Origin of the sequence: Paraliobacillus sp. X-1268 (assembly GCF_003426095.1) — a bacterium.
Taxonomy (GTDB): domain Bacteria; phylum Bacillota; class Bacilli; order Bacillales; family Amphibacillaceae; genus Paraliobacillus_A; species Paraliobacillus_A zengyii.
Genome location: NZ_QJSK01000004.1, coordinates 81,356 through 107,739, shown reverse-complemented (window position 1 = coordinate 107,739; position 26,384 = coordinate 81,356). Strand labels below are relative to the sequence as shown.

The following is a 26,384-nucleotide window of genomic DNA, read 5'->3' as shown; positions in this document are numbered from 1 at the left end:
TAATGTAAAAAATATAGGGAGGCAGTTGTATGAAAGCAGCATTAATTACAGGTATTACAGGACAAGATGGGGCATATTTAGCGAAGCTTTTACTGAATAAAGGCTACAAGGTATATGGATTAATAGCTAGAAGGAGCACGGATACGTCGTGGCGACTAGATTATTTAAACATTAAAAAGGAAGTCCAGTTAATAGAAGGAGATATGACAGATTTATCTTCTTTAATAAGAGCTTTAAACCTATCCAAACCAACAGAAGTATATAATCTTGCAGCACAAAGTTTTGTTGGAACGTCGTGGGAACAGCCGGTATTAACAGCTAATGTCACAGGTGTAGGTGTAGTGAATTTATTAGAAGCAATACGGTTAACAAATCCAACTATTCGTTTTTATCAAGCTTCTACGAGTGAAATGTTTGGACTCATTCAGGAACCGATGCAATCAGAAAATACGCCTTTTTATCCAAGAAGTCCGTATGGAGTAGCTAAGTTATATGGCCATTGGATTACGGTAAACTATCGCGAAAGCTTTGGTATGCATACATCAAGTGGTATTTTGTTCAATCATGAATCGCCATTAAGAGGTATTGAGTTTGTTACTAGAAAAGTTACTGATGCAGCGGCAAGGATTAAACTTGGATTACAAAGCGAGTTAAGGCTTGGTAACATCGATGCTAAAAGAGACTGGGGCTTTGCTGGAGATTATGTTGAAGCAATGTGGCTGATGACACAACAAAAAGTTGGAGACGACTATGTAGTCGCCACTGGGAAGACAACAACAGTACGAGAAATGTGTGATATAGCCTTTTCATATTTGGAGTTGGATTATCAGGACTTTGTTATTATCGATCCTAAATTCTATCGTCCAGCTGAAGTAGAAGTATTATTAGGAGATCCAACAAAGGCAATTACGGAATTGAATTGGAAGCCCAAAACAAGCTTAAATGAGTTAGTAAGAATGATGGTAGATGCTGACTTGCAAAGGGTTAAAAAAGAAGTAAGTTTAGTTGCAGGGGTGTAAATTATGCGCATCCTCATTACAGGAGCAAACGGATTTGTGGGAAGGTATTTAGAGCGGGAATTGGTAAGTAGAAATCACGAAGTATTTCTAGGAGTCAAACAAATAGATGAGACGGAAGACATAGTAAGGATACAACGTTCTGTAGAGATAAACATTTTAGATAAGGAACAAGTCAAAAATACGATTGATTATATAAAGCCTGATGTGATTGTCCATTTAGCTGCACAAAGTAATGTAATAAATTCTTGGGTTGATCCAACGTATACAATGACCACCAATATTATAGGAACAATTAATATTGTAGAGGTTGTTGGAGAATTGTCATTAAGCACAAAGATACTTACTATTGGTTCAAGTGAAGAGTATGGTATAACTGCAAAATATACCAACAAGCTTAGTGAATCAAGTCCTTGTTTGCCACAGAATCCATATGCAACTAGTAAATTTGCAGCTGGAGAAGTAGCGAAGCAAATCGCAAAAAAGTATCACCTGAACCATATCCATGTAAGACCATTTAATCACTTTGGACCAGGTCAACAAGAAGGATTTGTGATTAGTGACTTTGCATCTGAAATTGCCAGAGTAGAAGCGGGTTTAGCTAGTAATAGTATTAAAGTAGGTTACTTGGAAGCAGAAAGAGATTTTACAGATGTTCGAGATATCATTGATGCATATGTACTATTAATAGAAAATAATGTTCCTAATGGTGTATATAATATCGGATCTGGTGTTTCAAGGAGAATCTCAGAAATATTGGATTACTTGATTGAATTGGCAGATGTACCAATAAATATAGAAATTGATTATGCCAAATATAGAATTTCAGAAGTGGAAAATATTGTTGGGGATTCGACGAAAATCCAACAGACGATTGATTGGAAACCAAAACATGATTTTAAAGATAGTTTGAAAGATACACTTGATTGGTGGAGAGCCTCGGTATCAGTGAAAATATAAATCTTTTAAGCGGAGGGTTACACTATTGATAAAAGATCACAGGATAAAGGTTATATTCTTGAATCACACTTCAACAATAGGTGGTGGTGAAAGAAGTTTGTTGGATATTCTTCGATTTATAAATAAAGATAAATTCGATGTTTTACTTGTTTGTTTCGAAGAAGGAGCCTTAGTAGAAAAAGTGAAGCAAATCAACGATGTAGATGTTACTGTCGTTCCATTTCCAAATAAAATATTAAAATATAATCGTGATAAAAGAAGTTTTCTTCAGCTATTTTCACTTTTTTATATGGTGATTCCAGTTATTAGATTATTACTATTCACATTGAGAAACAAGCCGAATGTATTATACACCAACTCAATGAAAGCACATTTTATTGGTGCTATTATTGGGAAGTTATCGTTTACAAAAGTAATTTGGCATGTCAGAGATATACTTGAGGATGGACTTAATAAACGGTTATTTATAAGGCTTTCTCATTTAACAAATGAAGTTATTTGTATTTCAAAGGCTGTTTCGAAGCAATTTGAACAAAGTGAAAAGATTAAGGTAGTTTATAACGGCATTCTTCCGGTTGAGGAGGTTACCATTAGTGAAAGAGTTTAAAATTGCAATCATAGGACAAATCGCAAGATGGAAAGGCCAAGACGTATTTATAAAAGCAGCAAAGTCACTTCACCTAGCAAATCCAAAGGTGAAGTTTTTAATTATTGGTGATGTTTTGTTTGATAAACAAGAAGAACGTGATTATAAAAAAGAGATAGTTGAACTTGCTAAAGACTGTGACTATATTACGTTTCTTGGTCATAGAGATGATGTAGCTGAATTGATAAAAGAAATAGATATTATTGTTCATGCTTCGATAAGAGAAGAGCCTTTTGGTCGAGTAATCATTGAGGGTATGGCAGCTAAGAAGCCAGTAATTGCATCTGCAATTGGTGGTCCATTAGAGATTATTGAGGGTGGTGTTTCAGGGATTTTTTATGAGCCTGGAGATTATAATGAGTTAGCGAAAAAGATAGAAACAATTATGATGGATGAGCAATTATATAAAGACGTAGCAATTAATGGATATAAAAAATTTCAACACTCATTCCATGTACGTAACACTGTTAATTTGGTAGAGCACTCACTTACTAATTATAATAGGAAAAAGATTAGATAACCAAGTTAAAAAATGATGACTTTAGAGGGTGATATATTGAGGATATTACAAATCGCGGATGATTTTCATAATGGTGGTGGAAAAGAAAAATTTATATATGATTTAACACAGAAACTAATTAATAAAGAAGTTAAAACATCACTTCTATGTATAGATCATGACAATACATCTAGTTGGGGGGATCAACTAAACTGTGAAATTATAAAGTTCAGTAGTACCTGGCTTAGTTATATTGAAGATTATAATCCTGATGCTATCATTTGGCATGTGGGTGTTGAGACCACAGATAAAGTAAATGAAATTGTCTCGAAATACAATGTTCTCTCCATTGTACACAATGCAACCTGTCCATCAGGAACTAGATTATTTAGGGATAATGATCAAATTTGCCAAGCTGCTACTGGTAATATGTGTATGGTTAATTGGTATGTTAGAAAATGTGGTACGAATAAGTCACCTAAAGAGGCATATAGACTATTTCATAAGAGTAAGGAAGTACATGTGATACTAAATAAGTGTAAGACTGTTTATGTTGCAACTAAGGCAATGCAGAAAACACTAGAAATAGAGAATATAAAAACTGAAAAAATAAGGCTATTTGATATTACACTAGGAAATCTTACTGACTTAGGGCCAATAAAAGTAACTAATAATACCGACTTATTAAAGGTCTTATATGTAGGTAGATTGTCATATAACAAAGGAGTTCAATACTTAATAGAGGCTATTTCAAAAATGAAACAAGATAATATTAATGTTATGTGTGACATTGTTGGAGGAGGGTGGTATGAGGATGAGTTAAAAGCTGTAGTAAAGAAAAAGGGTTTAGATAACTATATTAATTTTATTGGAAGAGTTAATGGATATGAAGTAAGTAAATATTATTTAGAAACAGATGTGGTTGTTGTTCCTTCTATTTGGTATGAAGCTGCTGGTTTAGTGGTCCCGGAAGCACGTGGAACAGGTAAACCTGTAGTTGTGTTTAATAGTGGGGGATTACAAGAATGGCAAGTAATGATGAATAATATTTATTATGCTGAGCGCACGGACTCGAGATCACTTGCAAAAACAATATTGGAAGCAAAACAGGGCATGAAAAATACACATCAGAATAATCAATTCAAATCACCTTATAAAGATTTATGTAGAGACTTGATAGAAGGGTATTAGTAATTACGCTATATAATGTCAAAAAGAGTGAGGGTAAATTCATGGATCAAAAGATAAGTGTTATTGTGCCAATTTATCAAGTAGAGAAATACCTAAGTAAATGTATTGAAAGTATTATAAATCAAACATATTCTAATTTAGAGATAATACTTATTGATGATGGTTCACCAGATCGGTGTTTTGAAATTTGCGATAAGTATGCCTCTATGGACAAAAGAATAGTAGTTATTCGAAAAGAAAATGGTGGACTTTCAGATGCTAGAAATGCTGGTTTAGCAATCGCTACTGGTGAGTATATTAGTTTTATAGATTCAGATGACTATATTCATTTGAGTTTTTATGAAGTTTTATTGGGGTTGATCTTAACTAATGATGCTGATATAGCTCAATGTGACTTTTCAGAGTTATATGATCTAGATACTAATATGGTTAAGGTTTTTGACAGCACTAAAGAAATATTAATTCTTAATAATATAGAATGTCTAAATAATTTATACAATCAAAACCATGCAAGGACTGTTGTGGTTTGGAATAAGATATATAGAAAAGATGTATTAAAAGGTATAAGTTTCCCAGTTGGAAAAGTGCACGAAGATTTATTAACAACATATAAAATATTTTATAGAGCAAATAAAGTAGTCTATACCTCTGAGCAAATGTATTATTATGTACAAAGGCAGGACAGTATAATGGGTGATATAAGGAAAGACAGGGATTTTAATGTTAAGAGTTTTGATAAATTAGAAGCATATTATGATCAAATTATTTTTTTTAATGAGAATAGTTTATTTAAGTTAAGTGATAAGGCAACTGAAAGATTAGAAATTCACATTAGAGTATCATTAAATAAAATTATTTCTTCAAGTTTAGACAATAAGGATGCTTTATTTGAATATCTAGTTGATTATTATAAAGATAAATTTTGGTTATTTAATAATGGTCCAAGGAATATAAAATTAAAAACTATTAGAATTATGTTTTATATTTCTCCTAAAATTGTAATTAAAATGATATGTAATGTTTTGTCCTTAAAACAGGTTCAGTTATAAATCTAGAAGTTTAAGCTTTTCGAATATAACATAACAGCCAAGAAGCTTTGTGAATTACTAATAGACAGGAGATTCTAATGTGAAAAACAAATTTATAAATTATACTAGGTATCAAAAGAGAAGATTCCTTAGAGTAACAAGTAATTTATCAGGTTCTATTTTTGCTTTTAAACTTAAGTACAAATTAAAGAGGAGTACTAAAACAAGAATCTTTTTAATGGGTTCGCCACTTCATGGTAATCTAGGAGACCAAGCTATTGCATTTGCGGAAAAAGAACTAATTGAGGGAAACCTTGAGAAATATGAATTTATAGATATTCAGTTTAATGCGGTAAATCAATCTATAAAAGTGATTAAAAAGTTGATGAATAAAGACGATGTTTTTATACTTCATGGAGGTGGAAATTTTGGGATTGAATATTTTGAAGAGGAGGAGCTAAGACGCCAAGTTATAGTGGGTTTTAAAATGCAAAAGGTCATCTTATTCCCTCAAACTATTTACTTTGGTGATTCGGACAAAGGTAAAGAAGAATTCAAGAAGTCTAAATTAATATATAATTCACATTCTAATTTAACATTAATTGCTAGAGAAAAAAAATCCTATGAAATAATGAAAATTGAATTTGCAAACAACAAGGTACTATTGACCCCTGATATTGTATTGTATTTAAATCAAAGTAATCCAGTAGTGAAGCGAAAAGGTATATTATTATGTTTTAGAAAAGATGTTGAAAGTATATTGAATCCTGAATTTAAGGAAGAATTAATAAAGAATATTTCATTGAAGAATAAAGTTCTTATTACAGATACTGTTGTTGACCACACAATTAAAAAATCAAAAAGGGAAAAAGAACTTTTAGACATATGGGCTTCTTTTAAAGGTTCTGAATTAGTAATCACGGATAGATTACATGGAATGGTTTTTGCGGCCATTACATCGACTCCTTGTATCGTTATTAGTAACTATAACCACAAAGTAAAGGGTACGTATGAATGGATTAAGCATTTATCCTATATAAAATTCATAGAAAACCCTAACAATGTATTAGAACATGTTGATAAATTATTAAATCTAGATCCATGTGAATTACATTATGATAATAGGTTTGCCATGGATTATTATAACGATATCATAGCTAGTATTAAGTCATCAGAAGTAATAAAAAGAGATACATTAAAAGAAAAGTTAGTATGATGTTTATTAGAAAAGAGGTAAGATTTTGGGTAAGCAAATTAAATTTGGTGTGATATTAACGTATATAAGCACTTTTATAAATATAATAGCGGGCCTATTAATCACACCGATCACACTAAGACTATTCGGGCAGGCAGAGTATGGATTATATACTTTGGCAATGTCTGTAATGGGTATGTTATTTCTATTTGATTTTGGATTCTCTAATGCAATTGTAAAATATGTTTCACAATTTAAAGAACGAGATAACAAGAAAGATTTTGAAAATATTAATGCAATGTTCTTGATCCTCTATACCATTATAGGAGTAATAGCTTTTTCTTTTGGAATGTTTGCAGCTACTGGTGCAGATAAAATATTCTCAAATGGACTTACACTTGAAGAAATAGAAAAATTTAAAATTATGCTTCAAATAGTTGCTGTTACATTAGGAATATCTTTTCCTCTTAAACTATTTAATGGAATCATAATTGCACATGAAAAATTCATCTTCAATAAATTAATTACTGTAGTAAGATTCATAACAAATCCAATTATTACTGTTACGATATTATTTATGGGATTTTCTTCGATTGGCGTTTTGATAGCAATATCAATCGTCAATTTTTTATTATCATTAATTGATGTTTACTATTGTTTTGTCATACTTAAAACTAAAATTAAGTTACATAAATTCGATTTCAAACTGATGAAAGAGATTTCTATGTATTCCTTATGGGTCTTTATTGCAAGTTTAGCTGATTTTATTTATAGCCGAACGGACATGTTTATTTTAGGTGCATTAGTAAATACAGCTGCTGTTGCTATTTATAACGTAGCGGAAGTGATAAACGGATTATATACAAAATTAACAATGGTTTTAAGTGGTTTCTTCTTACCTAGACTTGTTCAAATGGTATCTAAGAATGTATCAAATCATGAACTGACAAATATGTTTATTAAAGTTTCTAGGATTCAATTTTTATTAGCTGCTCTTGTTTTAACTGGATTTGCTCTTGTTGGTAATGAATTTATCGTAATCTGGGCTGGTGTTGATTATGTCTTAGCCTATTGGGTTGCGTTATTAGTTATGTCATCAAGGTTTATCCCAGTAGTTCAAGTACTGGCCACGTCTATTTTACAAGCAAAAAACAAACACGCTTTTCAGTCAAAGTTGTATCTAGGAGTAGCAATTTTAAATTTAGCTATTAGTATTCCATTAGCCCTTACTTATGGTGTTATTGGGGTTGCAATTGGAACATTAATAGGGAAGATAATCAATACGATCGTTATGAATTTCAACTATGCTAAAGTTGGTATCGAGATGAAGCGATATTTTAAAGAAGTTTTTGTGCTATTCATTCCAATGACGCTTGTTTTTATAATTGGAGTCATACTTAAAAGAATACTAAGTGTTACGACTTGGTTTGATATTTTAGTATTTTCTTTACTATTAACTGCATTTTATGGTGGAATCATGTTTCGATACTTTATGAATAGAAGCGAGAAGGATATGTTGGTAAAACCATTAAAGAGAATGGTTTTAAGGAAAGCGAGTTAAGTACCTAATAAGTAAGGAGGGATTATATGAAAACAGCTATCATCCACGATTGGCTTGTAGTCTACAGTGGTGCGGAAAAAGTCTTAGAAGAAATGCTGAAGATCTATCCGGATGCTGATCTGTTTAGTACGGTTGATTACTTACCAGAAGGTCAGCGTGACTTTATTATGAATAAAAAGGTTAAGACAACATTTATTCAGAAGTTGCCATTTTCCAAACGTAAATATCGGAATTATCTTCCGTTTATGCCTTTAGCAATTGAACAGTTGGATTTATCGGAATATGATTTAATTATTTCTAGTTCTCATGCTGTAGCTAAAGGGGTTATCACTGGACCTGATCAGTTACATATTTCTTATGTGTATTCACCTATTCGCTATGCTTGGGATTTACAACACCAATATTTAAGAGAAACTGGTATGGACAAAGGAATTAAAGGTTTTGTTACTAGATATCTTCTACACAAAGTTCGAAACTGGGATTCCAGGACTTCGAATGGTGTAGATTTTTTTATATCTGTTTCAGATTTTATTGGCAGAAGAATTTGGAAAGTTTATCGTAGAGAGTCTGAAACGATTTATCCACCTGTTGATGTATCAGCATTTGCTTTTCATGAACAAAAAGAAGATTTCTATTTAACTGCTTCTCGAATGGTTCCGTATAAAAAGATTGATGCGATTGTTGAAGCTTTTTCATTGATGCCGGATAAGAAGTTGATTGTTATTGGCGATGGTCCTGACTTTAAGAAGATTAAAGCGAAAGCCGGTCCGAATGTTAAATTGCTTGGTTATCAATCTTTTGATGTATTGAAAAGTCATATGCAACGTGCGAAGGGGTTTATTTTTGCTGCGGAAGAGGATTTTGGAATCACACCATTAGAAGCACAGGCATGCGGGACGCCTGTGATTGCATACGGTAAAGGGGGCTCTCGGGAAACTGTTCGGGGGTTTAATGAATCAGTAGATCCTACTGGTTTATTTTTTTATCATCAAACAGCTGAAGCTATCAAAAATGCTGTTGCACAATTTGAACTGTTAGAAATAAATCCACAGCATTGTCGAGCACACGCTATTAAGTTTTCACCAGATCGCTTTCGGACAGAAATAAAGGATTTTGTTGATGCGAAAATAGCGAGTAGACAAGAAGAGTTGTCACCTGTAGAAGAGAAAACAGTCACACAGACATTTTCAATTACAGGTATTAAGTGGCAGAAGAGAGTGTACAAAGTGAGGATGTAAGTAACTAGGATAAGGGGGTATAGTTTGAATGATTAACAGTCAATTGACCAATCAGCAAATGTATATTCAATCCAAAGATAATGTGATTCATAGTAATGAACAGAAGCAGATGGTCGTAAATATGGACAATGGCACATGTTACGACCTAGGCGAAATAGGGCAAGTCATTTGGGAAGTTCTTTCGATGGCAGCTACGATCGATCAGATTGTTACTATTTTAACTACTGAATTTGAGGTTACGAATGAGGAGTGTAGAAGTATCGTTGAACAGTTTATAACGGAATTATTAGCGACAGGTTTAATTGAAACGGACCAGGAATCAAGGTGATTATTGATGAAAAAATTGGTTGGTCATCGGTCTAATGAACTTACATTATTAATAGAGCTTTTAGATAGTGAAAAAGTGAAGCTACTCAAGCAGAATAAGCACTTGTTTTCAAAGGTGAATTGGGAAGTGTTTTTAGAACTAACGAGCTACCATCGTGTTTATCCGACTATCTATAAAAATATCAAGCTGCTAGATAGTCCGCTTGTTCCAACTGAGGTAGTTGCTTCTTTACATCGTCATTACGTAGAGAATACGATGCGAATGATGCAACTAACTGCTGAAATGGAACGTGTATGTCACGTGTTCCAACAACATAGTCTAAATGTGATCATCTTAAAAGGGCCTATTCTTTCTTATCAATTATACGAGGATTTATCTTCACGGACATCGAATGATTTGGATGTATTAATAGATTTAGAAGATTTAGATAAAATGACTGACGTTCTCGGTACGCTTGGTTATCAGATAGCATATGAACCGCCAAGAATGCTGGAAGACTGGAAGGTGCAGAATCATCATATTGAATTCTACAATAAAGAAAAAGGTTGCGAAATTGAGATCCATTGGAAGTTAAACCCAGGTCCGACAAATGAACCAAGTTTCAAGGAGATGTGGCAACATAAAATCCGTGTTCCGGTCACGACATCTGCAGTTTATGGGCTCGATGAAGCATATCTACTGTATCATTTAATCACCCACGGCGCACGACATGGCTGGTTTAGATTGAGATGGTTGACAGATATTGATCAATTACTTAAACGAACAGACGATCATCAAAGATTGATTTTCTTATTGAAAAAGTACAACTATAGTTACCTAATTGGGCAATATGTTCATCTTGTTAGTGATGTTTTAGATCAACCAATACCAGCAGAATTACTACCATACGGATCATCTCATAAGGCAAGAAGTCTCGCCAAAAAAGCAGCAACTTTTATCGAGAATAAAGTAGATGTAGATCATCCACCATCAGGGTGGGAAAAGAGCTGTACGGATTATCTGTACAGTATTAAAAATCGCTCTCAGAAATGGCAATTTTTTATTCGAAAAGCCTACCCGAATTCATGGGATGCACAAGTACTCCCATTACCAAAGTCACTTTATTTTCTCTATATACCATTACGGCCTATCCTCGGATTGTGGCGCTATACGCGCAGACGGTTCTTCTCTGTCAAAGGTTAGTCGTTCACTATGTCTATTAATCAACTGTTATATCAGTTGATTTTTTTAATACTTAAAAATAATAGAAAGGAAGGGATAATATGAAACTCGTACTCTTATCTGGAGGTTCTGGTAAACGATTATGGCCACTATCAAATGATGCTAGGTCGAAACAGTTCTTGAAAGTATTAACAAATGAATTTGCTGATAAAGAATCAATGGTTCAGCGCGTTTGGGGACAATTAACAAAGAATGATTTAGCGAAAGATTCTATTATTGCAACAAGTAAGAATCAAGTTGATATGATCCATAATCAGATTGGCGTAGGTGTACCAATGGTAGTAGAACCGGAACGTCGTGACACGTTTCCTGCAATTGCACTTGCTGCTGTTTACTTGTTTGATGTGAAGGGTTGTAGTCCGGATGAAGTGGTCGCAATGCTACCAGTTGATCCTTATGTAGAGGATCACTTTTTTTCGAAAGTAAAAGAATTAGAGGATATCTTGCTAGAATCTGATGCAGATTTAGCGTTAATGGGTGTGACACCAACGTATCCTTCAGAAAAATATGGCTATATTGTTCCGAAAAAAGCTGATGAAAAGCGTTATGTAACGGTTGATTCATTTAAAGAGAAACCAAATGAAGTGACTGCGACAGAGCTGATTTTGAATGATGCATTATGGAACTGTGGGGTGTTCGCCTTTCGGTTGGATTATATTTTAAATCTATTAAAAGAAAAAGGATTGCCGATTCAATATGACGCGCTCTTAAAACAGTATCCACTTTTACCTAAAACAAGTTTTGATTATGAAGTAGTTGAGAAAGCAAAACATATTGTCGCGCTACCATATGACGGTTTTTGGAAAGACCTTGGTACATGGAACACACTAACAGAAGAAATGGCATCGAATTTGGTAGGCAAAGGAATAATTGATGAAACACTAGAGAATTCTCATATCGTTAATGAGTTGGATATTCCGATTGCATTGATTGGTTTGGATAATGTGGTAATTGCTGCAAGCCCTGATGGCATTCTTGTTTCAGATAAAGCTGCCAGTGCGAAAGTGAAAGATTATGTTAATGGATTTGCCGGTCGTCCCATGTATGAGGAAAGAAGATGGGGCTGGTATCGTGTACTAGAATACACAAAATATCAAGAAGGCAACGAAGTTTTAACGAAAAGAATTGGTATAAATGCTGGTAAAAACCTTAGCTACCATGTTCACTACAAACGAAGTGAGATATGGACGGTGATAAAAGGTGATGGTGTCTTAGTGCTTGACGATCAAATTCGTCACGTCAGATCTGGTGACGTACTAAATATCCCATTAGCTACGAAACATGCGATTAGAGCAACTACTGATATGGAGTTCATTGAAGTACAAACAGGTAGTGAATTAGTAGAAGAAGATGTTCATCGATTCGCAATGAAATGGGAAGATATTGAAGACATTATGCGCGCGTATATGTTAAGTAACTAACGTTTAAGCCATGCTTCTTCTCAAAAGCAAGAATCTAACATGCTAGCAAGTTAATAAAATTGATTTCTAACAGGAGCAGCAGCTTTTGAGGAGGAGGGCCTATGGATTGGATAGAGGAATATGAGAAGTGGAAACAATTTGATGATCTGGATAGTGGGATCAGACATCAATTAAAAGTTTTTGAAAGGGATCTAAGCGAATTAGAAGATTGTTTTGATCAAACGATTACGTTTGATCAAGTTGGTATGTGCGGAGAAATTGGTCCAGGGCCAAATCGAATCAATATCTATACGATCAGAAAAGCAGCTGAAGGTTTAGCTCGTTATATGGAAGCACAAAGTATTTATCACCGTGTAAGAGGGGTCGTAATTGCCTATGATTCACGCTTTCGATCAACGGAGTTTGCTTTAGAAGTAGTTAAAACCTTGGGTATTCATGGTATCCCTGTTTATTTGTTTGACCGATTGCGCCCGGTGCCACTGCTCAATTTCGCTATTCGTTATTTACATGCTTACGCAGGTGTGATGATAACAGCGGGGCAACATACAGCAGAATATAATGGATTCAGAGTTTATGGACCAGATGGAGAGAATCTTTCTGACGAGGAAGCTGGATTATTAATCTACAAAGTGAATCAAGTGAAAGAACAATTAGCGATTAAAATAGCAGATAAAGATGAACTACTTCATTTGAAATTATTAAAGATTCTTCATGATAATGAATTGGAACGAGCGTATATGATGGAACTTAAAAAGATAACTGGTAAAGCCGAGCTGATCCAAGCCTATCATGATTTATGTATAGTATACACACCTTTACATGGTGCTGGTAATTCACTCGTCCGAAACTGTTTTGATTCGATTGGCTTTACGAATGTCCATGTCGTGGTTGAGCAAGAGTTAGCAGATCCGACTTTTTCTACGGTAACGTGCTTAAATCCAGAAGACATAGAGGCTTATACACTAGCGATAGAATATGGTGCACGTTTAGATGCGGCTATTCTATTTGCAACAGATCCAGATGTGAATCAAGTGGGCGTTGCAGTTAAAAATTGCGAGGACATTTATCAGGTACTCACGAAAACGGAGAGGAATGCGTTACTTCTGGATTATCTGAATAATATAGTAAACATGCCACTTAATAGTGGGCAAGAGTTTTTAAAAGCGAGAGACGCGGTTCAAATCTGTATGTTGCTTGCTGAAGTAGCGGTTTATTATAAATCAAAAGCAATGACGCTGTTTGAAGGACTGTTAGAAATTACCGAGAAATCTGGTGGGTGATGGATGAAAAGCGTTTTGACTGACGCAAGGAGAGAATAGGATGAATAAAAAGTATACGGTATTAATTGCTGAAGATCAGTTACTCTTTCGTGAAATGATTATAAATATATTTAGAGAAATGGATGAATTCTTTGTGATCGCAAGTGTCGATAGCGGGGAAGAAGCAATTGAATTTATTAATAGAAGAGAAGTCTTTCCTGATCTCTGTTTACTAGATATTCAAACGCAAAAAATGGCTGGTGTTATTTGCGCAGAGAAATTAAAAGATTTATTTCCGAAAACAAAGGTTGTTTTGTTAACGGATTTAGCTGGTGAATCTTTTATTGAGAAGGCATTATCTGTTGGGATAGATGGTTACGTATTAAAGGAATCGAGTTTAGACCAATTTAAACAAATGTTACGGTTTATTATCGAAGGACAATTTGTTGCACCACAACATCTTATTCACCATTTTTCTGAGCGGTTAGTAACGTTACAAGGGATTGAACAAGATGGATCCATGTATGCGATTAAAGAACACTTTCGCCAGGAAAAGGATCTAGATTTAAATGATCGTGATTATCGGTTGATTCAATATATTAATAAAGGGTGGACAAATCAGATGATAGCGAAGGAACTTTCGATTAAAGAGGGTACCGTGAAAAATTATATATCGGGGATGTATAAGAAATTGCATGTAAGAAGTCGAAGAGAACTGATGCAGATCCTGATGAAGTCGACAAGTTGACATGGATAAACTAAAAAAAATACTGTTCTTACCCTTTGCTAGAAAACGTCTATATGTCGAAGTATTGGTTCTATTAGCTTGGGCTCGTATTTTAAAAGCCTTACCATTTGCTCGAGTTGCTCCTAGTTTGGGTCAAAAATCACAGGAGACAGCGGAAAATATTGACGCAAACCCTGCGCTTATTAACGACATAGCAAAAGCGGTTGTACTTATTAGCCGTTACACCTTTTGGGAAAGTGCGTGTCTCGTTCAAGCAATTGCTGCAATGAAAATGCTAGAAAGAAGAAAGATAGAAAGCACGTTATATCTAGGGACAGCTATAGATCAGGAAGGTAAACTGATCGCACATGCATGGTTAAGAAGCGGCCCTTTTTATGTAACCGGTAGTAGTGTGATGAATAACTTCACTGTCGTTAGTGTGTTTGGCAAATTTATTGATAGGGAGGAGGGAAGTCTATGAGCGCGATTGCTGGAATATATCATCTTAATAAACAACCCGTCTCATCTGAAGCTAGTTCAGGTATGATGGATAACTTAAGTCAATTTCCTGCAGATGACGTAAGTATTTGGCAAAAAGAAAATGTTTTCCTAGGTTGCCATGCACAATGGATTACACCTGAATCTGTTGGTGAAGTCTTGCCTTATTATAATCCAGAGCGACAATTGGCGATCACAGCCGACGCAATCATTGATAACAGAGCGGAGCTATTTGAATCCTTACAAGTTGATAAAGCGAAAAGAAAAGGGATGCCAGATAGTCAGTTGATTTTGCTTGCTTATTGTAAATGGGGAGAAGATGCACCGAAATATTTGATTGGTGACTTCGCATTTATGATTTGGGATGAGCGCGAGCAGAAGTTATTTGGTGCGAGAGATCCTTCTGGTTATCGAACATTATATTACTATCTTAACCAGTCTAATTTTTCCTTTTGCACAACGATCGAACCTTTACTTGAGCTGTCGTTTACTCGGAAAAAATTAAATGAAGCATGGCTTGCTGAATTTCTAGCCATCTCGGGAATGATTGACACGGTCGATGCGCGGATGACACCTTATCTAGGTCTAGAACAAATACCTCCTTTTCATTCATTTAGTTTAGTTAAAGGTGAAATAGAGCTTAAAAAATATGGGTCATTTTATCCTAAAGAAGCTTTGAAATTAGATTCAAATGAAGCATATGTAGCCGCTTTTCAAGAAGTGTATCAACGAGCTGTTAACGACAGGCTGCGAACATATCGTAATGTGGGTTCGCAACTTAGTGGTGGATTGGATTCTGGTTCGGTAGTTGGTTTTGCGGTAAAAGAACTTAAGAAAAAGGATAAAATGTTGTATACATTTAGTTATGTACCACCGAGTGATTTTGTTGATTATACTCCGAGACATCAATTCCCTAATGAGCGTCCGGCTGTTAAGCAAACAGTGGAATATGTTGGAGGGATAGATGATTATTATGCTGACTTTGAAGGTAGAAGTTCTTTTACGGAAATTGATACGTATCTTGATGTGATGGAAATGCCGTATAAATTCCTTGAAAATTCTTTTTGGTTAAGTGGCATGTTCGAAAAAGCACAAGAAAAGGATGTTGGCATTTTATTAAATGGGGATAGAGGGAATTTCACGGTGTCTTGGGGAACTCCAATAGACCATTACGCAGTACTTTTAAAAAAGTTTAAATGGATTCGATTCTATCAAGAACTTAAATCATATAGTGAAAAATTAGGTGCAGCTAGATCTTATCTTTTTCCTGTGATTGCAAAAACAGCTTTTCCATTTCATAAGAGAAAAACTGCTGGCACTAAGTTAATTAATTCAGAATTTGCTGATAAAATAGGTGTTTTTCAAAAACTAAAGGAACATGGTATCGACGATTCAGGTTGGTTTGGCACGCCAAATATATATCAACAAAGGCGAATCCTATTTGAAGATATTCTTCCTTGGAATGCAGGTAATACACTTGATTGCAAATTATCGTTACGTTATTCCTTATGGAAACGGGATCCAACAAATGATATAAGAGTTGTTCGTTTTTGTTTGTCATTGCCAGAAGAGCAATATACACAAAATGGATTAGATCGAGCGCTTATCCGAAGGTCGACGGCGAAGATATTGCCTGACAGTATTCGCCTAAATCAACGTACTAGAGGTGTTCAAGCAGCTGATTGGATTCATCGGATGATACCAGATTGGGATTCTTTCGTAAATGAGGCGAAGAAACTAACTATGGATCCAAGTTTTTTAGCGTTTATTAATGGAGAACTGTTAGCAAAAGCTATAGCAAAGGCTGAAGAGGGACCACAACAAGAATATCGTGGTTTTGATTATAGTCTGTTGATGCGTTGTTTGATTGTCAATCGATTTATTACTAAAAATTTTTGAAAGGAGGTGATACGTATGAAAAAAGAGTGGAAAGCACCGAAGTTAGAAGTGTTAGATGTTAGTAAGACAATGGGTGGAACTGATTATAGTAAATTTGATGGTAATTTTAATGATTCAGAACAAATCCCTCTAGATCCAGAAGGAAATCCTATGATTGGTGCTAGCTAATATTAGGTGATTGCCTAGGTTTATTACTTATAAAATGAATTAGTAGGATGTTATGTGAGAGCTCTTATTTAATTTATAAGAGCTCTTTTTTATAAAAAAATTAGAAATGAAGAGTGGATGAGTGATGAAACAAAACATGTATAAAGCTTTTGGATTAACAATAGACAGTTATCTACAATTACCAGAATTAAGTGTAGTTATGGATCCTTATTCTTGTATAGATGTTTCGATAAAAACAGGTGATTTAGATGCTATTTGGTCGGAAAAAGTAGAAGATAAGCACACGCTTTATGTTAAAGAAATGTTGATTCTGTTTCGTATTGATAAAGTTGCTACTTTTCTTATTCGTAATGGAAATGAAATTATTGTTTCACCAGTAACAGATACCAGTGAAGATGCACTACGGTTATACCTACTTGGTACATGTATGGGCGCGATATTAATGCAAAGAAAGATCCTACCTTTACATGGTAGTGCAATAGTTATTGATAAAAAGGCATATGCGATTGTTGGTGATTCTGGTGCAGGTAAATCAACGCTAGCATCGGCATTTCTACAAAAAGGATATCAACTTCTTACGGATGATATAATCCCGGTTGTATTTTCAAATCAAGGAAAACCAGTAACTATTCCAGCATATCCTTACCAAAAATTATGGATAAAAACATTAGATTACTATGGTAGAGATACAAGCAAATTCAAACCGATTATTGATCGAGAAACAAAATTCTCGATACCAGTTAGTGATCAATTTACTGACGAAATAACGCCTTTAGCAGGTGTATTTGAGCTTACTAAATCGGATAACGATCATATTTCAATCAATTTAGTTGAGGGGCTAGAGCGATTTCAAATGCTTTTCAAACACACGTATCGTAATTTTTTTCTTGCTAAAGCCAATTTGATGGAGTGGCATTTTCAAACATCCGTACAATTAGCAACTCAGATACCATTATATCGGATTCACCGACCAACAAATCGATTTACAGCGGATGAATTAGTTGATTTGATGTTAGAGACGATTGAAAGGAGTAAAATTTCACATGAATAAAATAGATGTTATATCGATTGATCAACTAGTTAGTCAAGTAGAGGGCAATATTGTAAGTGATATGAATGGGGAAAAAGTAATGTTAAACGTTACAAATGGAAAGTATTATAACTTTGGTATTTTAGGTGGCGAAATATGGGGTGAAGTTGAAGAAGGGATTTCGATTCGAGCGTTGGTAACAAAGCTTGTCGATCGTTATGAAGTAACGGAAAAAGAATGCGAGGAGCAGACGCTTGCTTTTATTAATCAATTAGCTAAAGAAGGACTAATTCGACTTCATGAGTGATTGTTGAAAAATAGGATATGGAGGTGAGAGAGATGAAACACGTTTTATATTTTTTAAAACAAATACATGGTCATACCGGTAAGGTACTTTATATCAATACCATTGCAATGTTAGGAATAGGTTTACTTGATAGTGTTGGCATTCTGCTGCTTATTCCAATGATAAGTATAAGTGGTATTGTAGCGCTTGATGCAGCAGAGTTGCCCTTTGCAAATTTGTTTGGTTTTTTAGATAACTTTTCTACTACTATTGGTCTAATTCTAATTTTGACAACCTATGTAGGTATTGCTATAGGTCAAAATTTGTTAAAAAGACATATTACCATTAAGAATGCGATTATCCAGCAAGGGTTTTTACGCTATCTCCAAATAGATACGTATGGATCGATGCTAAAGGCGAATTGGGATTTTTTTATTAGAAATAGAAAAACAGACCTTATACATATTTTAACTACAGAAATTGGACGGACTAATGCTGGTACACAGGCATTTTTAAATTTAGTAGCCTCATTTATATTTACAATTGTTCAAATAGTTCTTGCCTTTATTCTATCGCCTACTATTACTACTTTCGTTTTAGGATGTGGTTTACTGTTGTTATTTTTCAACCGTAAATTCTTAAAACGGTCCGTGTTATTAGGAAGTAGAAATGTTGAATTAGGAAAACGCTTTATGGGAGGAATAACCGATCAAATTAATGGAATCAAGGATATCAAGAGTAATTCATTAGAAGAGCCAAGGATGGTTTGGTATCGTTCCATTACCAAGGAAATGCAGGACCAACAAGTAAATTTCACTCAATTAAAAGCTACTTCACAAGTTTATTATAAAATTTCTTCGGCAGTGTTTATCGCAATCTTTATTTTTGTTTCAATTCATTTATTTGCAGCACAAGCAGCAGAATTAACGCTGATTATCGTTATCTTTTCAAGATTGTGGCCAAGAGTCGCTGGGATTCAAGGTTCAATGGAGCAAATAGCTATGACAATTCCTTCATTAAAAGTAGTTCGATCGATGCAAAAGGAAACAAATGATGCAATCGAGTTTAAAGAGAAGGTGCGAGCTGTTGTTAAACCGATTCAAATTGAGAAAGGTATTTTATGTGATCATGCGTCGTTTCGCTATGATAAAAAGAAACCGACATTCGCTTTAATGGATATCGATCTATTTATTCCTGCCAATCAAATAACGGCAATTGTAGGAAAGTCTGGTGCTGGGAAGAGTACGTTAATTGATTTGCTAATGGGACTTAATCAGCCAGAATTCGGATTGGTGTTAATTGATGGTATCCCACTGCAAGGTGATCGTTTACTTTCTTTAAGAGAATCACTCAGTTATGTTTCTCAAGAACCATTTTTGTTTAATACAACTGTTAGAGAAAACTTATTGCTTGTTTCTCCAACAGCTAGTGAATCTGATTTATGGGAAGCACTTGAATTCGCTTCAGCTGAAGCGTTTATTGGGAAATTACCAGACGGACTGGATACGGTTATTGGTGATAGAGGAATTAAGTTATCAGGCGGGGAGCGACAGCGACTTGTATTAGCTAGAGCAATTTTACGTAAACCATCTATTCTAGTATTAGATGAAGCAACGAGTGCACTCGACACAGAGAACGAATTGAAAATCCAACAAGCAATAGAACGATTAAAAGGCACAATGACGATCATCGTAATTGCCCACCGATTATCCACAATCCGCAACGCTGATCAAGTAATCGTATTAGATGAAGGTAAAGTCGTACAACAAGGCGGATACCAACAACTATCAGATGAAACCACAGGTGTTTTTAGTAAATTAGTCAATCAGGCATAGAGAGGAAGCGAGGTGCGGGTGGTTCTCTGTTTCCTTTTGGGAGTTGCATTTTATTGTTTCATCATAAGCGTATAAAAAGGTGCACACATCATGTATGTGTGCACCTTTTTTGGGTTGCTTAATTTTTATGTGCACTTACTTCTGATTTAAGTACTTATAACATTATAAATTATATTTTACAATAACTCATTTTTAGCTTTTATATCTTCCTTATGAAAAGTGTATAGGAGTAGGAGTTTTGACTCAGATGAAAAATATGGATATAATTATTTAAACTATAAAAACAATTACTTGATGATAGATTAATTGTGGGGGACGAGATATGCAATATTTAGTGCAATTTCAAATAAATATTTTTGCAATAATGATTTTAATGGTGATATTTTTAATTATAAAAATGAAATCTAAGGTAAAAAGTTTTGGGAAAAAACTACTCAAGGTAATTATAATAGCCAGTGCAGTCGCCATCGTGATTGAACCATTAACATGGATATTTGATGGGATGCAATTTTTTGGTTCCTTTTTGTTAGAATACTCCACAAATTTTTTATTGTTTATGATGGGACCTATCTTAGGTGGGTTAATGTTATCGTATGTTGACTACCATGTTTTTAAAGCCCCCAAACGAATCTCTAAACGAATATTTTATCAAGGTATAAGTATTATTACATTTATAGTGTTAATGATTAACATATTTCACCCAATTTATTTTGAAGTTGATCCAGTCACAAATGGTTTCAGTAGTGGTGATTATAAATGGATTCATTATTTGGTACTAGCAGGTCTATATATCTATATGTTTCTCTTTGTGATAATAAATAGAAAAAGAATTAAATTCTATGTAATTAATATTTTCTTAGTGTTTTTTATGCTGCCTATAGTTGGAATGGTCGTGCAACTGTTTGATTCAAGATTATACTTTTCTTGGACATCTATTGTATTAGGAATATTGGTTGCCTATGTATTTTTGGAAACTACATCGTCAGAGGAAGACTATCTTACAAAATTATATAATCGGAAAAGTTATGAAAACTATGTAGAGCACTTAATTGAAGCTGATAAGTATTTTTCTGTAATCTTAATTGATTTAGATGATTTTAAAAACATAAATGATCAATATGGCCATAATAAAGGAGATCAAGTGATCGTCGCATTCGCTCAAATATTGCAGAGAGTTTTTAACAATAATTCACTCGTTTCAAGGTTGGGGGGAGATGAGTTTATTGTCGTGATTGAGAAAATGGATGTAGAGGTGATACAATTTATCTCAAGCATAGATCTATTGCTAAAAAAACATGAAGATGAATTTATTAATAGACTATCTTTTAGCTATGGTTACCAAGAATATTCAAAAACGATGAATGCAGATGAACTTTTTACTATTGTTGATAAGAAAATGTATAAAGATAAAAAAACGAACAGTATAGAGCCTGCCACTTCTCACCTTTAAGGAAGCAGGATATCAGGGTTTCTGCTTCTTTTTGGTTTATCTATCAACTTAATTTTCTTTGAGTTAGAAAATAACCGACACTTTTTACGGAATTATAGGTATTTGTCTTATACCTGTTGCAGTGATATATTTGAAATGCTGAATAAAGAAAGTGTGTCATTTTACAGGTGATGAGTTTTATTATGGCATTCAAGAATGAATATCCACAAATGAACATAGTTCGTGAGATGAATCAAAACATCAGAGAATGAATGGAAAGGACGCCTTATGATGAACTATAAAGAGAAGATTAAGTATGAAGAGGTATCGGCTCCTATAATAGAAAGTGCAACCCAACCAGTTGATCTAACGGATGAAACCATGCAACTTCATAAAGAAAAAGTGTTAGAGCGTATGAAAGAGAAAATGATGGATGTTCTTTTAGTTTATGCAGATCGAGAACATGGTACTAACTTTGGTTATCTCGCAGGATTTGAACCGAGGTTTGAAGAAGCTGTCTTGGTTTTGCATCAAAGCGGAAAGACATATATGTTATTAGGAAATGAATCGCTTCGCATGCAACAATATAGTCGAATTCCTGTAGAGGCAATTGCTATTCCTCATTTCTCTTTACCAAATCAACCTATGGGAAATAGTAAGACATTCTCAGAATTAATTCAATCTGCTGGCATTGAAAAGGGTATGAAAATAGGTATAGCTGGGTGGAAGATGTTTACAAGTGAAATGGATGAAAATGAGCAGCTGTTTGATACACCATATTTTATTGTAGAAGCTGTTAAAAAACTTGTTGGGGAAGCAGGACATGTGTACAACGCAACCTCACTTTTTATTCATCCCGGTACAGGAGCTCGAGTCAATATGAATGCTAATGAAATCGCACATTATGAATTTGGAGCATCCTTAGCCTCTTCACGTATGATGAAAATGCTGGACAAGCTAGAACCGGGTATGACTGAAATGGAGCTAGCTGATGAATTGGCAGCTTACGGACAACCAAATAATGTCCAGACAATCTGTGCAACAGGTGATCGTTTTACTAATGCTGTTGTAGCACCAAGAGCTAAAAAGGTTAGTATTGGTGATAAATTTTCATCAACACTTGGTTTCAAAGGTGGGCTTACTAATCGTTCTGGCTACGTGGCTACATCTGCAGAAGAATTACCAGAAGATGTCTCAGATTATCTGGAAGCAGTAGCTCGACCATACTTTGCAGCTAATGTTGCCTGGTATGAAAATATTGAAATTGGTATGACTGGTTCAGATATGTATGAGGTAATTGAATCTGTTCTTCCTAAATCGGTTTATGGTTGGAAATTAAATCCCGGTCACTTAACGGCTGGAGAAGAGTGGATGTCATCACCAATGTACCCTGGGTCAGATATTGCTGTTTCGAGTGGCATGCTGTTCCAGGTTGATATCATCCCGAGTGTTCCTGGATATGGTGGAGCAAATGCAGAAGATGGTATAGCTATAGCTAATGAAGGATTAAGAAAGCAAATTGCAGAAAATTATCCAGATGTATGGCGAAGAATACAAGCACGTCGAGATTATATGATTAAGACGCTAGGTATTCGTCTTAAGCCAGAAGTTCTTCCATTGTCTACTATAAATGGTTATTACCGACCGTTTTTATTGAATAAAAAATATGCATTCAAAGTTAATTAAGCTGGAGGCAGGGGACGGTTCTCTGCTTCTTTTTGCGTTTTATATTTTTTTGAACAAATTAACGAAACTGATGAAATTTTTGTGGAATTGGTATATTATATATATGGTAATTGACAATTGCACAGTTACTTTCACTTTGAATATTTCTTCGTTTTAAGCCCGCTAATAATCATGCCTTCTATTTTTGATTTACATCAACTAGTTGACTTTTGCTATACTCCCTTTGCCTGCCATAGAACCAACTGGAATTTTCACTATATTACTACCTCTATAGAGCCTACAAACACTACGAGAATAAATCACTTCATTTTTACCTACCGTAATTTCCATAATCCTAATTGAAAAAAAGGGGAGATCAAATGCCTCGTAAAGCTAGATTGAAAAGCGCAAGCAGTATATACCATATTATGTTAAGGGGAGCAAATAAACAGGAAATCTTTCATGATGAAGCGGATTGTAGATATTTTTTAAATACGATTAAAAAGTACAAGATTATCTCAGGACTTAGCGTTTATGGGTGGTGTTTAATGAATAACCATGTACACCTGTTGTTAAAAGAGGGTAGTGAAGAATTATCAACTACAATCAAGCGGATAGATGTGGCGTATGTCTATTACTATAATTGTAAATATGAAACGAATGGCCACCTTTTTCAAGATAGATTTAAAAGTGAGAACGTTGAGACTATCCGCTATTTACTAACGGTGATCCGTTATATTCATCAAAATCCGCTCAAAGCAGGAATAGTATCTAAAATAGATGAATGGAGATGGAGTAGTTTGTCAGGTTACTTGGACAGTGCTATTTACCCTTTCGATTTACTAGACAGTGATTACATTTTAAATTATTTTTCTAAAAATAGGGTGGTTGCTCAAGTTAGGTTTGAGGCGTTTAATCTAAAAAACAATAAGGATGAATGTCTGGAGGATTTGTATGTTGAAAGAAGAAGGTTTACAGATGAAGAAGCTAGAAAGAAGATAGTGAAGCTGTTGGGAGATTTAGAGATAGCGCAGGTTAAAAGTCTACCAAAATTCGAGCGAGACAACATATTACGTGAAGTAAAAGAGGTGAAAGAGATTTCACAGCGACAGGCATCAAGAATACTAGGTATATCACCAAACTTGATATTTAAGGCTTAGTTGGGAAGAAGTAAAGGAAGCAGAGAACCGTCCCCTGCTTCATCAGTATTTTCCTAAGCCCATATGCTGATATCTGCCCCTTGCAATTTGGTATACACCATATAAAAATAATCCAATTGCAGTTATTGCAAGCATTAACTGTCCATAAGGCTCCTGAGATAACTCTGATAGGACACCATCCAGTCCTTTTACTTGATCGGAATTAGAGGTCCACGCGGTTTTAATAAATAAAAAACCAATCATACCGAACACAACTCCTCGTGAAGCTAGACCTAATCTCCCAGCATTTTTAGCAATTTTATACTCATGTGAGCTCATATTCTCTGTGTGAAATCTTTTGATGAACTTTGTAGTAACTCCCTTGTAAAGCTCTAATAGTCCATAACCAATGATAATTACTCCAATTGCTACTATGATCCATTGTCCAAAAGGTTGTGATAATAACTTAGCGGTTATTGTTTTCTCGGTATTACCACCACTACTTCCTGCATTTAAAGCTATTTTAAAAGCACTATAAATAAGTCCTCCATATATAATTGCAATTACCAAACTTGCTCCTCGTGAAAAAAGTCCTTTCAATCCATTTCCTTTATTCTGTGGATCTTCGATAACTTTAATGAGTAACCACATTTCATATAATAATAACCCAATAACAATTAGCCAAAGTAATATTTCGCCAAAAGGCATTCCAGCTAAAGATCTAAACATCCCTTGTGTACCTGATGTGTTGCCACCAACGCCGATCGCTGCCATAAACGTTAGTATACCGACCATGACAAATACCAAACCTTTTGCCATGTATCCGATTCTTGCAAGGCGTCTAATCCAAGGCTTCAATTCTTCTTTAGCTTTTTCTTTTGATACGTTGCTAGAGTTAGCTATTTCCATAAGTCTCCTTCTTTCTAAAATAATAATTTAACTTTAATATTCCCTTTCATATAAAAAAGAAACCAATGGAGCAGGGGACGGTTCTCTGCTTCATTTTAAACTCCATTTTTAATCAATAAGGATGAATATCTTTGGGTCAATATACTGGAAAGAAAAACATACACAGAAGTAGAAGCTAGAAAGGAAATAGTGAACAGTTGGGAGATTTTAAAAAAATTATAAGAGATAACATATTACTGAAAGTAAAAGGAGTGGAAGAGACCTCACAGCGACAGGCATTTAGTATATTAGATATATATCACCGAATCTAATATTTAAAACTTAGTTAGGAAGTAGGAAAGGAAGCAGAGAACCGTCCCCTGCTTCCCTTTAAATAAATTTATCAACGACTTTTGCTACTCCGTCGTTCATATTTGTATCTGTTACGTAATCAGCTATTGCTTTGATGTCATCTGGGGAATTTCCCATTGCGACACCGAGACCGGCAAATTCAATCATTGCTTGATCATTGTAACTGTCACCGATAGCTATGACTTCCTCACGTTTAATGCCACAAGCTTTGATTAAGTGGTCAAGGCTTGTCCCTTTTGTTACACCTTTTTCCGTGAATTCTAGAAAGTATGGCTTCGAACGCATCACACTAAATTCTTCTGCTAATTCAGCTTGAAGTTTTTTTTCAACATTCTTTAATTTATCAGGAGCGTCCACCATTAAGATCTTAACAACGGGTTCAGAAACAAAGTCTACAAAATTAGGTACTAATTTTATTGGTAGTCCAGTAAGTTCAGCTTCTATCGTTGTATAGGGATTCTCGGCTTCTGTAATAAGTTCATCACCTACATAAGTATGGACAAAAACATCTTCACGACGGCTTAGGTCATAAATTCTTTTTATATTTTCTACAGATAAGGTACTGCTCAACAACTCTTCATTAGAATGACAATTTATTATCTTACCCCCATTAAACGAAAGAATATAACTCCCATATTTCGCTAAAGAAAGTTCTTCGGCAATTTTTTTCATGCCAAACGTTGGTCGACCAGAGGCAAGGACTACTTTTATCCCTTTTTCTTGTGCATTCATCAAAGCTAATTTTGTGCGCTTAGAAATTGTCTGATCATTGCGCAATAACGTGTCATCTAAATCTAGTACTATCATTTTATAGGCCATTTAGTTTAATCCTTTCTATTTGCAACATTTCTTTTAATTCTACTAGATTTTATAAGAAAAAGGGTT

At 34.6% G+C, this 26,384-nt stretch carries 25 protein-coding genes; 23 read left to right on the top strand and 2 right to left on the bottom strand.

The genetic code is table 11. The features are described 5' to 3' along the window. Window positions 1-29: 29 nt before the first annotated feature. The 23 genes from gmd (at window position 30) to D2K62_RS08000 (ending at window position 24,260) form a co-directional block, all read left to right on the top strand. Window positions 30-1,019 (top strand): GDP-mannose 4,6-dehydratase, encoded by a 990-nt coding sequence (gene gmd / locus D2K62_RS08110; RefSeq protein ID WP_112182076.1) that lies wholly within the window; start codon window positions 30-32, stop codon window positions 1,017-1,019. Window positions 1,020-1,022: 3 nt separating this feature from the next. Beyond that, a complete protein-coding gene (locus D2K62_RS08105) occupies window positions 1,023-1,976 on the top strand; it encodes a GDP-mannose 4,6-dehydratase (protein ID WP_117149472.1) in 954 nt (317 codons plus the stop codon). A 25-nt stretch (window positions 1,977-2,001) separates the two neighbouring features. Beyond that, the gene (locus D2K62_RS08100; RefSeq protein WP_117149471.1) at window positions 2,002-2,583 is read left to right on the top strand and encodes a glycosyltransferase; all 582 of its coding nucleotides are present in this window, start codon (window positions 2,002-2,004) and stop codon (window positions 2,581-2,583) included. Then, complete coding sequence (locus D2K62_RS08095) at window positions 2,570-3,142, top strand: glycosyltransferase (protein WP_157967392.1); 573 nt, start codon at window positions 2,570-2,572, stop codon at window positions 3,140-3,142. Before D2K62_RS08100 ends, D2K62_RS08095 begins: the two co-directional genes overlap by 14 nt. 36 nt (window positions 3,143-3,178) lie before the next feature. Then, window positions 3,179-4,312, top strand: a complete 1,134-nt coding sequence (locus D2K62_RS08090; RefSeq protein ID WP_157967391.1) for a glycosyltransferase family 4 protein — start codon at window positions 3,179-3,181, stop codon at window positions 4,310-4,312. A gap of 41 nt (window positions 4,313-4,353) precedes the next feature. Beyond that, on the top strand, window positions 4,354-5,361 hold the full coding sequence (locus tag D2K62_RS08085) for a glycosyltransferase (RefSeq protein ID WP_117149468.1): 1,008 nt from the start codon (window positions 4,354-4,356) through the stop codon (window positions 5,359-5,361). Between the two features lie 79 nt (window positions 5,362-5,440). Beyond that, window positions 5,441-6,556, top strand: coding sequence for a polysaccharide pyruvyl transferase family protein (locus D2K62_RS08080; RefSeq protein ID WP_117149467.1), 1,116 nt, complete (start codon window positions 5,441-5,443; stop codon window positions 6,554-6,556). 25 nt (window positions 6,557-6,581) lie between these two features. Beyond that, window positions 6,582-8,096, top strand: coding sequence for an oligosaccharide flippase family protein (locus D2K62_RS08075; RefSeq protein ID WP_117161229.1), 1,515 nt, complete (start codon window positions 6,582-6,584; stop codon window positions 8,094-8,096). A gap of 26 nt (window positions 8,097-8,122) precedes the next feature. Continuing rightward, entirely contained in the window at window positions 8,123-9,334 is a 1,212-nt protein-coding gene (locus D2K62_RS08070) for a glycosyltransferase family 4 protein (protein WP_112182068.1), read from the top strand. A 28-nt stretch (window positions 9,335-9,362) separates the two neighbouring features. Next, the gene (locus D2K62_RS08065; RefSeq protein WP_112182067.1) at window positions 9,363-9,662 is read left to right on the top strand and encodes a PqqD family peptide modification chaperone; all 300 of its coding nucleotides are present in this window, start codon (window positions 9,363-9,365) and stop codon (window positions 9,660-9,662) included. 6 nt (window positions 9,663-9,668) lie between these two features. Beyond that, entirely contained in the window at window positions 9,669-10,844 is a 1,176-nt protein-coding gene (locus D2K62_RS08060; protein ID WP_117161228.1) for a nucleotidyltransferase domain-containing protein, read from the top strand. A gap of 80 nt (window positions 10,845-10,924) precedes the next feature. Beyond that, entirely contained in the window at window positions 10,925-12,304 is a 1,380-nt protein-coding gene (locus D2K62_RS08055; protein ID WP_112182065.1) for a sugar phosphate nucleotidyltransferase, read from the top strand. Window positions 12,305-12,405: 101 nt separating this feature from the next. After that, window positions 12,406-13,584 carry a phosphohexomutase domain-containing protein gene (locus D2K62_RS08050; RefSeq protein ID WP_117161227.1) on the top strand — a complete coding sequence of 393 codons (1,179 nt, stop codon included), beginning with the start codon at window positions 12,406-12,408 and terminating at the stop codon, window positions 13,582-13,584. A 40-nt stretch (window positions 13,585-13,624) separates the two neighbouring features. After that, window positions 13,625-14,311 carry a response regulator gene (locus tag D2K62_RS08045; RefSeq protein ID WP_112182063.1) on the top strand — a complete coding sequence of 229 codons (687 nt, stop codon included), beginning with the start codon at window positions 13,625-13,627 and terminating at the stop codon, window positions 14,309-14,311. A gap of 1 nt (window position 14,312) precedes the next feature. After that, window positions 14,313-14,771 (top strand): lasso peptide biosynthesis B2 protein, encoded by a 459-nt coding sequence (locus D2K62_RS08040; protein ID WP_112182062.1) that lies wholly within the window; start codon window positions 14,313-14,315, stop codon window positions 14,769-14,771. Then, entirely contained in the window at window positions 14,768-16,687 is a 1,920-nt protein-coding gene (locus tag D2K62_RS08035) for an asparagine synthase-related protein (RefSeq protein WP_117161226.1), read from the top strand. The genes D2K62_RS08040 and D2K62_RS08035 overlap by 4 nt, the downstream gene beginning before the upstream one ends. A gap of 15 nt (window positions 16,688-16,702) precedes the next feature. Beyond that, window positions 16,703-16,855 (top strand): paeninodin family lasso peptide, encoded by a 153-nt coding sequence (locus tag D2K62_RS08030; protein ID WP_112182060.1) that lies wholly within the window; start codon window positions 16,703-16,705, stop codon window positions 16,853-16,855. Window positions 16,856-16,979: 124 nt separating this feature from the next. Then, a complete protein-coding gene (locus tag D2K62_RS08025; RefSeq protein ID WP_112182059.1) occupies window positions 16,980-17,906 on the top strand; it encodes a phosphoenolpyruvate carboxykinase (ATP) in 927 nt (308 codons plus the stop codon). Next, complete coding sequence (locus D2K62_RS08020) at window positions 17,899-18,192, top strand: lasso peptide biosynthesis PqqD family chaperone (protein ID WP_112182058.1); 294 nt, start codon at window positions 17,899-17,901, stop codon at window positions 18,190-18,192. The genes D2K62_RS08025 and D2K62_RS08020 overlap by 8 nt, the downstream gene beginning before the upstream one ends. 32 nt (window positions 18,193-18,224) lie before the next feature. Further along, window positions 18,225-20,006 carry an ABC transporter ATP-binding protein gene (locus D2K62_RS08015; RefSeq protein WP_117161225.1) on the top strand — a complete coding sequence of 594 codons (1,782 nt, stop codon included), beginning with the start codon at window positions 18,225-18,227 and terminating at the stop codon, window positions 20,004-20,006. A 322-nt stretch (window positions 20,007-20,328) separates the two neighbouring features. Next, window positions 20,329-21,456: a GGDEF domain-containing protein gene (locus tag D2K62_RS08010; protein ID WP_112182056.1), complete on the top strand. Its 1,128-nt coding sequence runs from the start codon at window positions 20,329-20,331 to the stop codon at window positions 21,454-21,456. Between the two features lie 270 nt (window positions 21,457-21,726). Further along, window positions 21,727-23,121, top strand: a complete 1,395-nt coding sequence (locus D2K62_RS08005) for a M24 family metallopeptidase (RefSeq protein WP_198671284.1) — start codon at window positions 21,727-21,729, stop codon at window positions 23,119-23,121. Window positions 23,122-23,480: 359 nt separating this feature from the next. Beyond that, on the top strand, window positions 23,481-24,260 hold the full coding sequence (locus D2K62_RS08000) for a transposase (protein WP_117161223.1): 780 nt from the start codon (window positions 23,481-23,483) through the stop codon (window positions 24,258-24,260). Window positions 24,261-24,302: 42 nt separating this feature from the next. On the opposite strand, the gene D2K62_RS07995 is transcribed toward D2K62_RS08000, so the two are convergent. Together D2K62_RS07995 and D2K62_RS07990 are read right to left on the bottom strand one after the other, a co-directional pair. Further along, the gene (locus D2K62_RS07995; RefSeq protein WP_117161222.1) at window positions 24,303-25,148 is read right to left on the bottom strand and encodes a DUF1206 domain-containing protein; all 846 of its coding nucleotides are present in this window, start codon (window positions 25,146-25,148) and stop codon (window positions 24,303-24,305) included. 369 nt (window positions 25,149-25,517) lie between these two features. Further along, on the bottom strand, window positions 25,518-26,318 hold the full coding sequence (locus tag D2K62_RS07990; protein ID WP_112182052.1) for a Cof-type HAD-IIB family hydrolase: 801 nt from the start codon (window positions 26,316-26,318) through the stop codon (window positions 25,518-25,520). Window positions 26,319-26,384: the final 66 nt, after the last annotated feature.

Coding starts and splice junctions, on each gene's coding strand:
- gmd (WP_112182076.1), top strand. CDS start 30: ATGAAAGCAGCATTAATTACAGGTATTACAGGACAAGATGGGGCATAT.
- D2K62_RS08105 (WP_117149472.1), top strand. CDS start 1,023: ATGCGCATCCTCATTACAGGAGCAAACGGATTTGTGGGAAGGTATTTA.
- D2K62_RS08085 (WP_117149468.1), top strand. CDS start 4,354: ATGGATCAAAAGATAAGTGTTATTGTGCCAATTTATCAAGTAGAGAAA.
- D2K62_RS08070 (WP_112182068.1), top strand. CDS start 8,123: ATGAAAACAGCTATCATCCACGATTGGCTTGTAGTCTACAGTGGTGCG.
- D2K62_RS08065 (WP_112182067.1), top strand. CDS start 9,363: ATGATTAACAGTCAATTGACCAATCAGCAAATGTATATTCAATCCAAA.
- D2K62_RS08060 (WP_117161228.1), top strand. CDS start 9,669: ATGAAAAAATTGGTTGGTCATCGGTCTAATGAACTTACATTATTAATA.
- D2K62_RS08055 (WP_112182065.1), top strand. CDS start 10,925: ATGAAACTCGTACTCTTATCTGGAGGTTCTGGTAAACGATTATGGCCA.
- D2K62_RS08050 (WP_117161227.1), top strand. CDS start 12,406: ATGGATTGGATAGAGGAATATGAGAAGTGGAAACAATTTGATGATCTG.
- D2K62_RS08045 (WP_112182063.1), top strand. CDS start 13,625: ATGAATAAAAAGTATACGGTATTAATTGCTGAAGATCAGTTACTCTTT.
- D2K62_RS08040 (WP_112182062.1), top strand. CDS start 14,313: ATGGATAAACTAAAAAAAATACTGTTCTTACCCTTTGCTAGAAAACGT.
- D2K62_RS08035 (WP_117161226.1), top strand. CDS start 14,768: ATGAGCGCGATTGCTGGAATATATCATCTTAATAAACAACCCGTCTCA.
- D2K62_RS08030 (WP_112182060.1), top strand. CDS start 16,703: ATGAAAAAAGAGTGGAAAGCACCGAAGTTAGAAGTGTTAGATGTTAGT.
- D2K62_RS08025 (WP_112182059.1), top strand. CDS start 16,980: ATGAAACAAAACATGTATAAAGCTTTTGGATTAACAATAGACAGTTAT.
- D2K62_RS08020 (WP_112182058.1), top strand. CDS start 17,899: ATGAATAAAATAGATGTTATATCGATTGATCAACTAGTTAGTCAAGTA.
- D2K62_RS08015 (WP_117161225.1), top strand. CDS start 18,225: ATGAAACACGTTTTATATTTTTTAAAACAAATACATGGTCATACCGGT.
- D2K62_RS08010 (WP_112182056.1), top strand. CDS start 20,329: ATGCAATATTTAGTGCAATTTCAAATAAATATTTTTGCAATAATGATT.
- D2K62_RS08005 (WP_198671284.1), top strand. CDS start 21,727: ATGAACTATAAAGAGAAGATTAAGTATGAAGAGGTATCGGCTCCTATA.
- D2K62_RS08000 (WP_117161223.1), top strand. CDS start 23,481: ATGCCTCGTAAAGCTAGATTGAAAAGCGCAAGCAGTATATACCATATT.
- D2K62_RS07995 (WP_117161222.1), bottom strand. CDS start 25,148: ATGGAAATAGCTAACTCTAGCAACGTATCAAAAGAAAAAGCTAAAGAA.
- D2K62_RS07990 (WP_112182052.1), bottom strand. CDS start 26,318: ATGGCCTATAAAATGATAGTACTAGATTTAGATGACACGTTATTGCGC.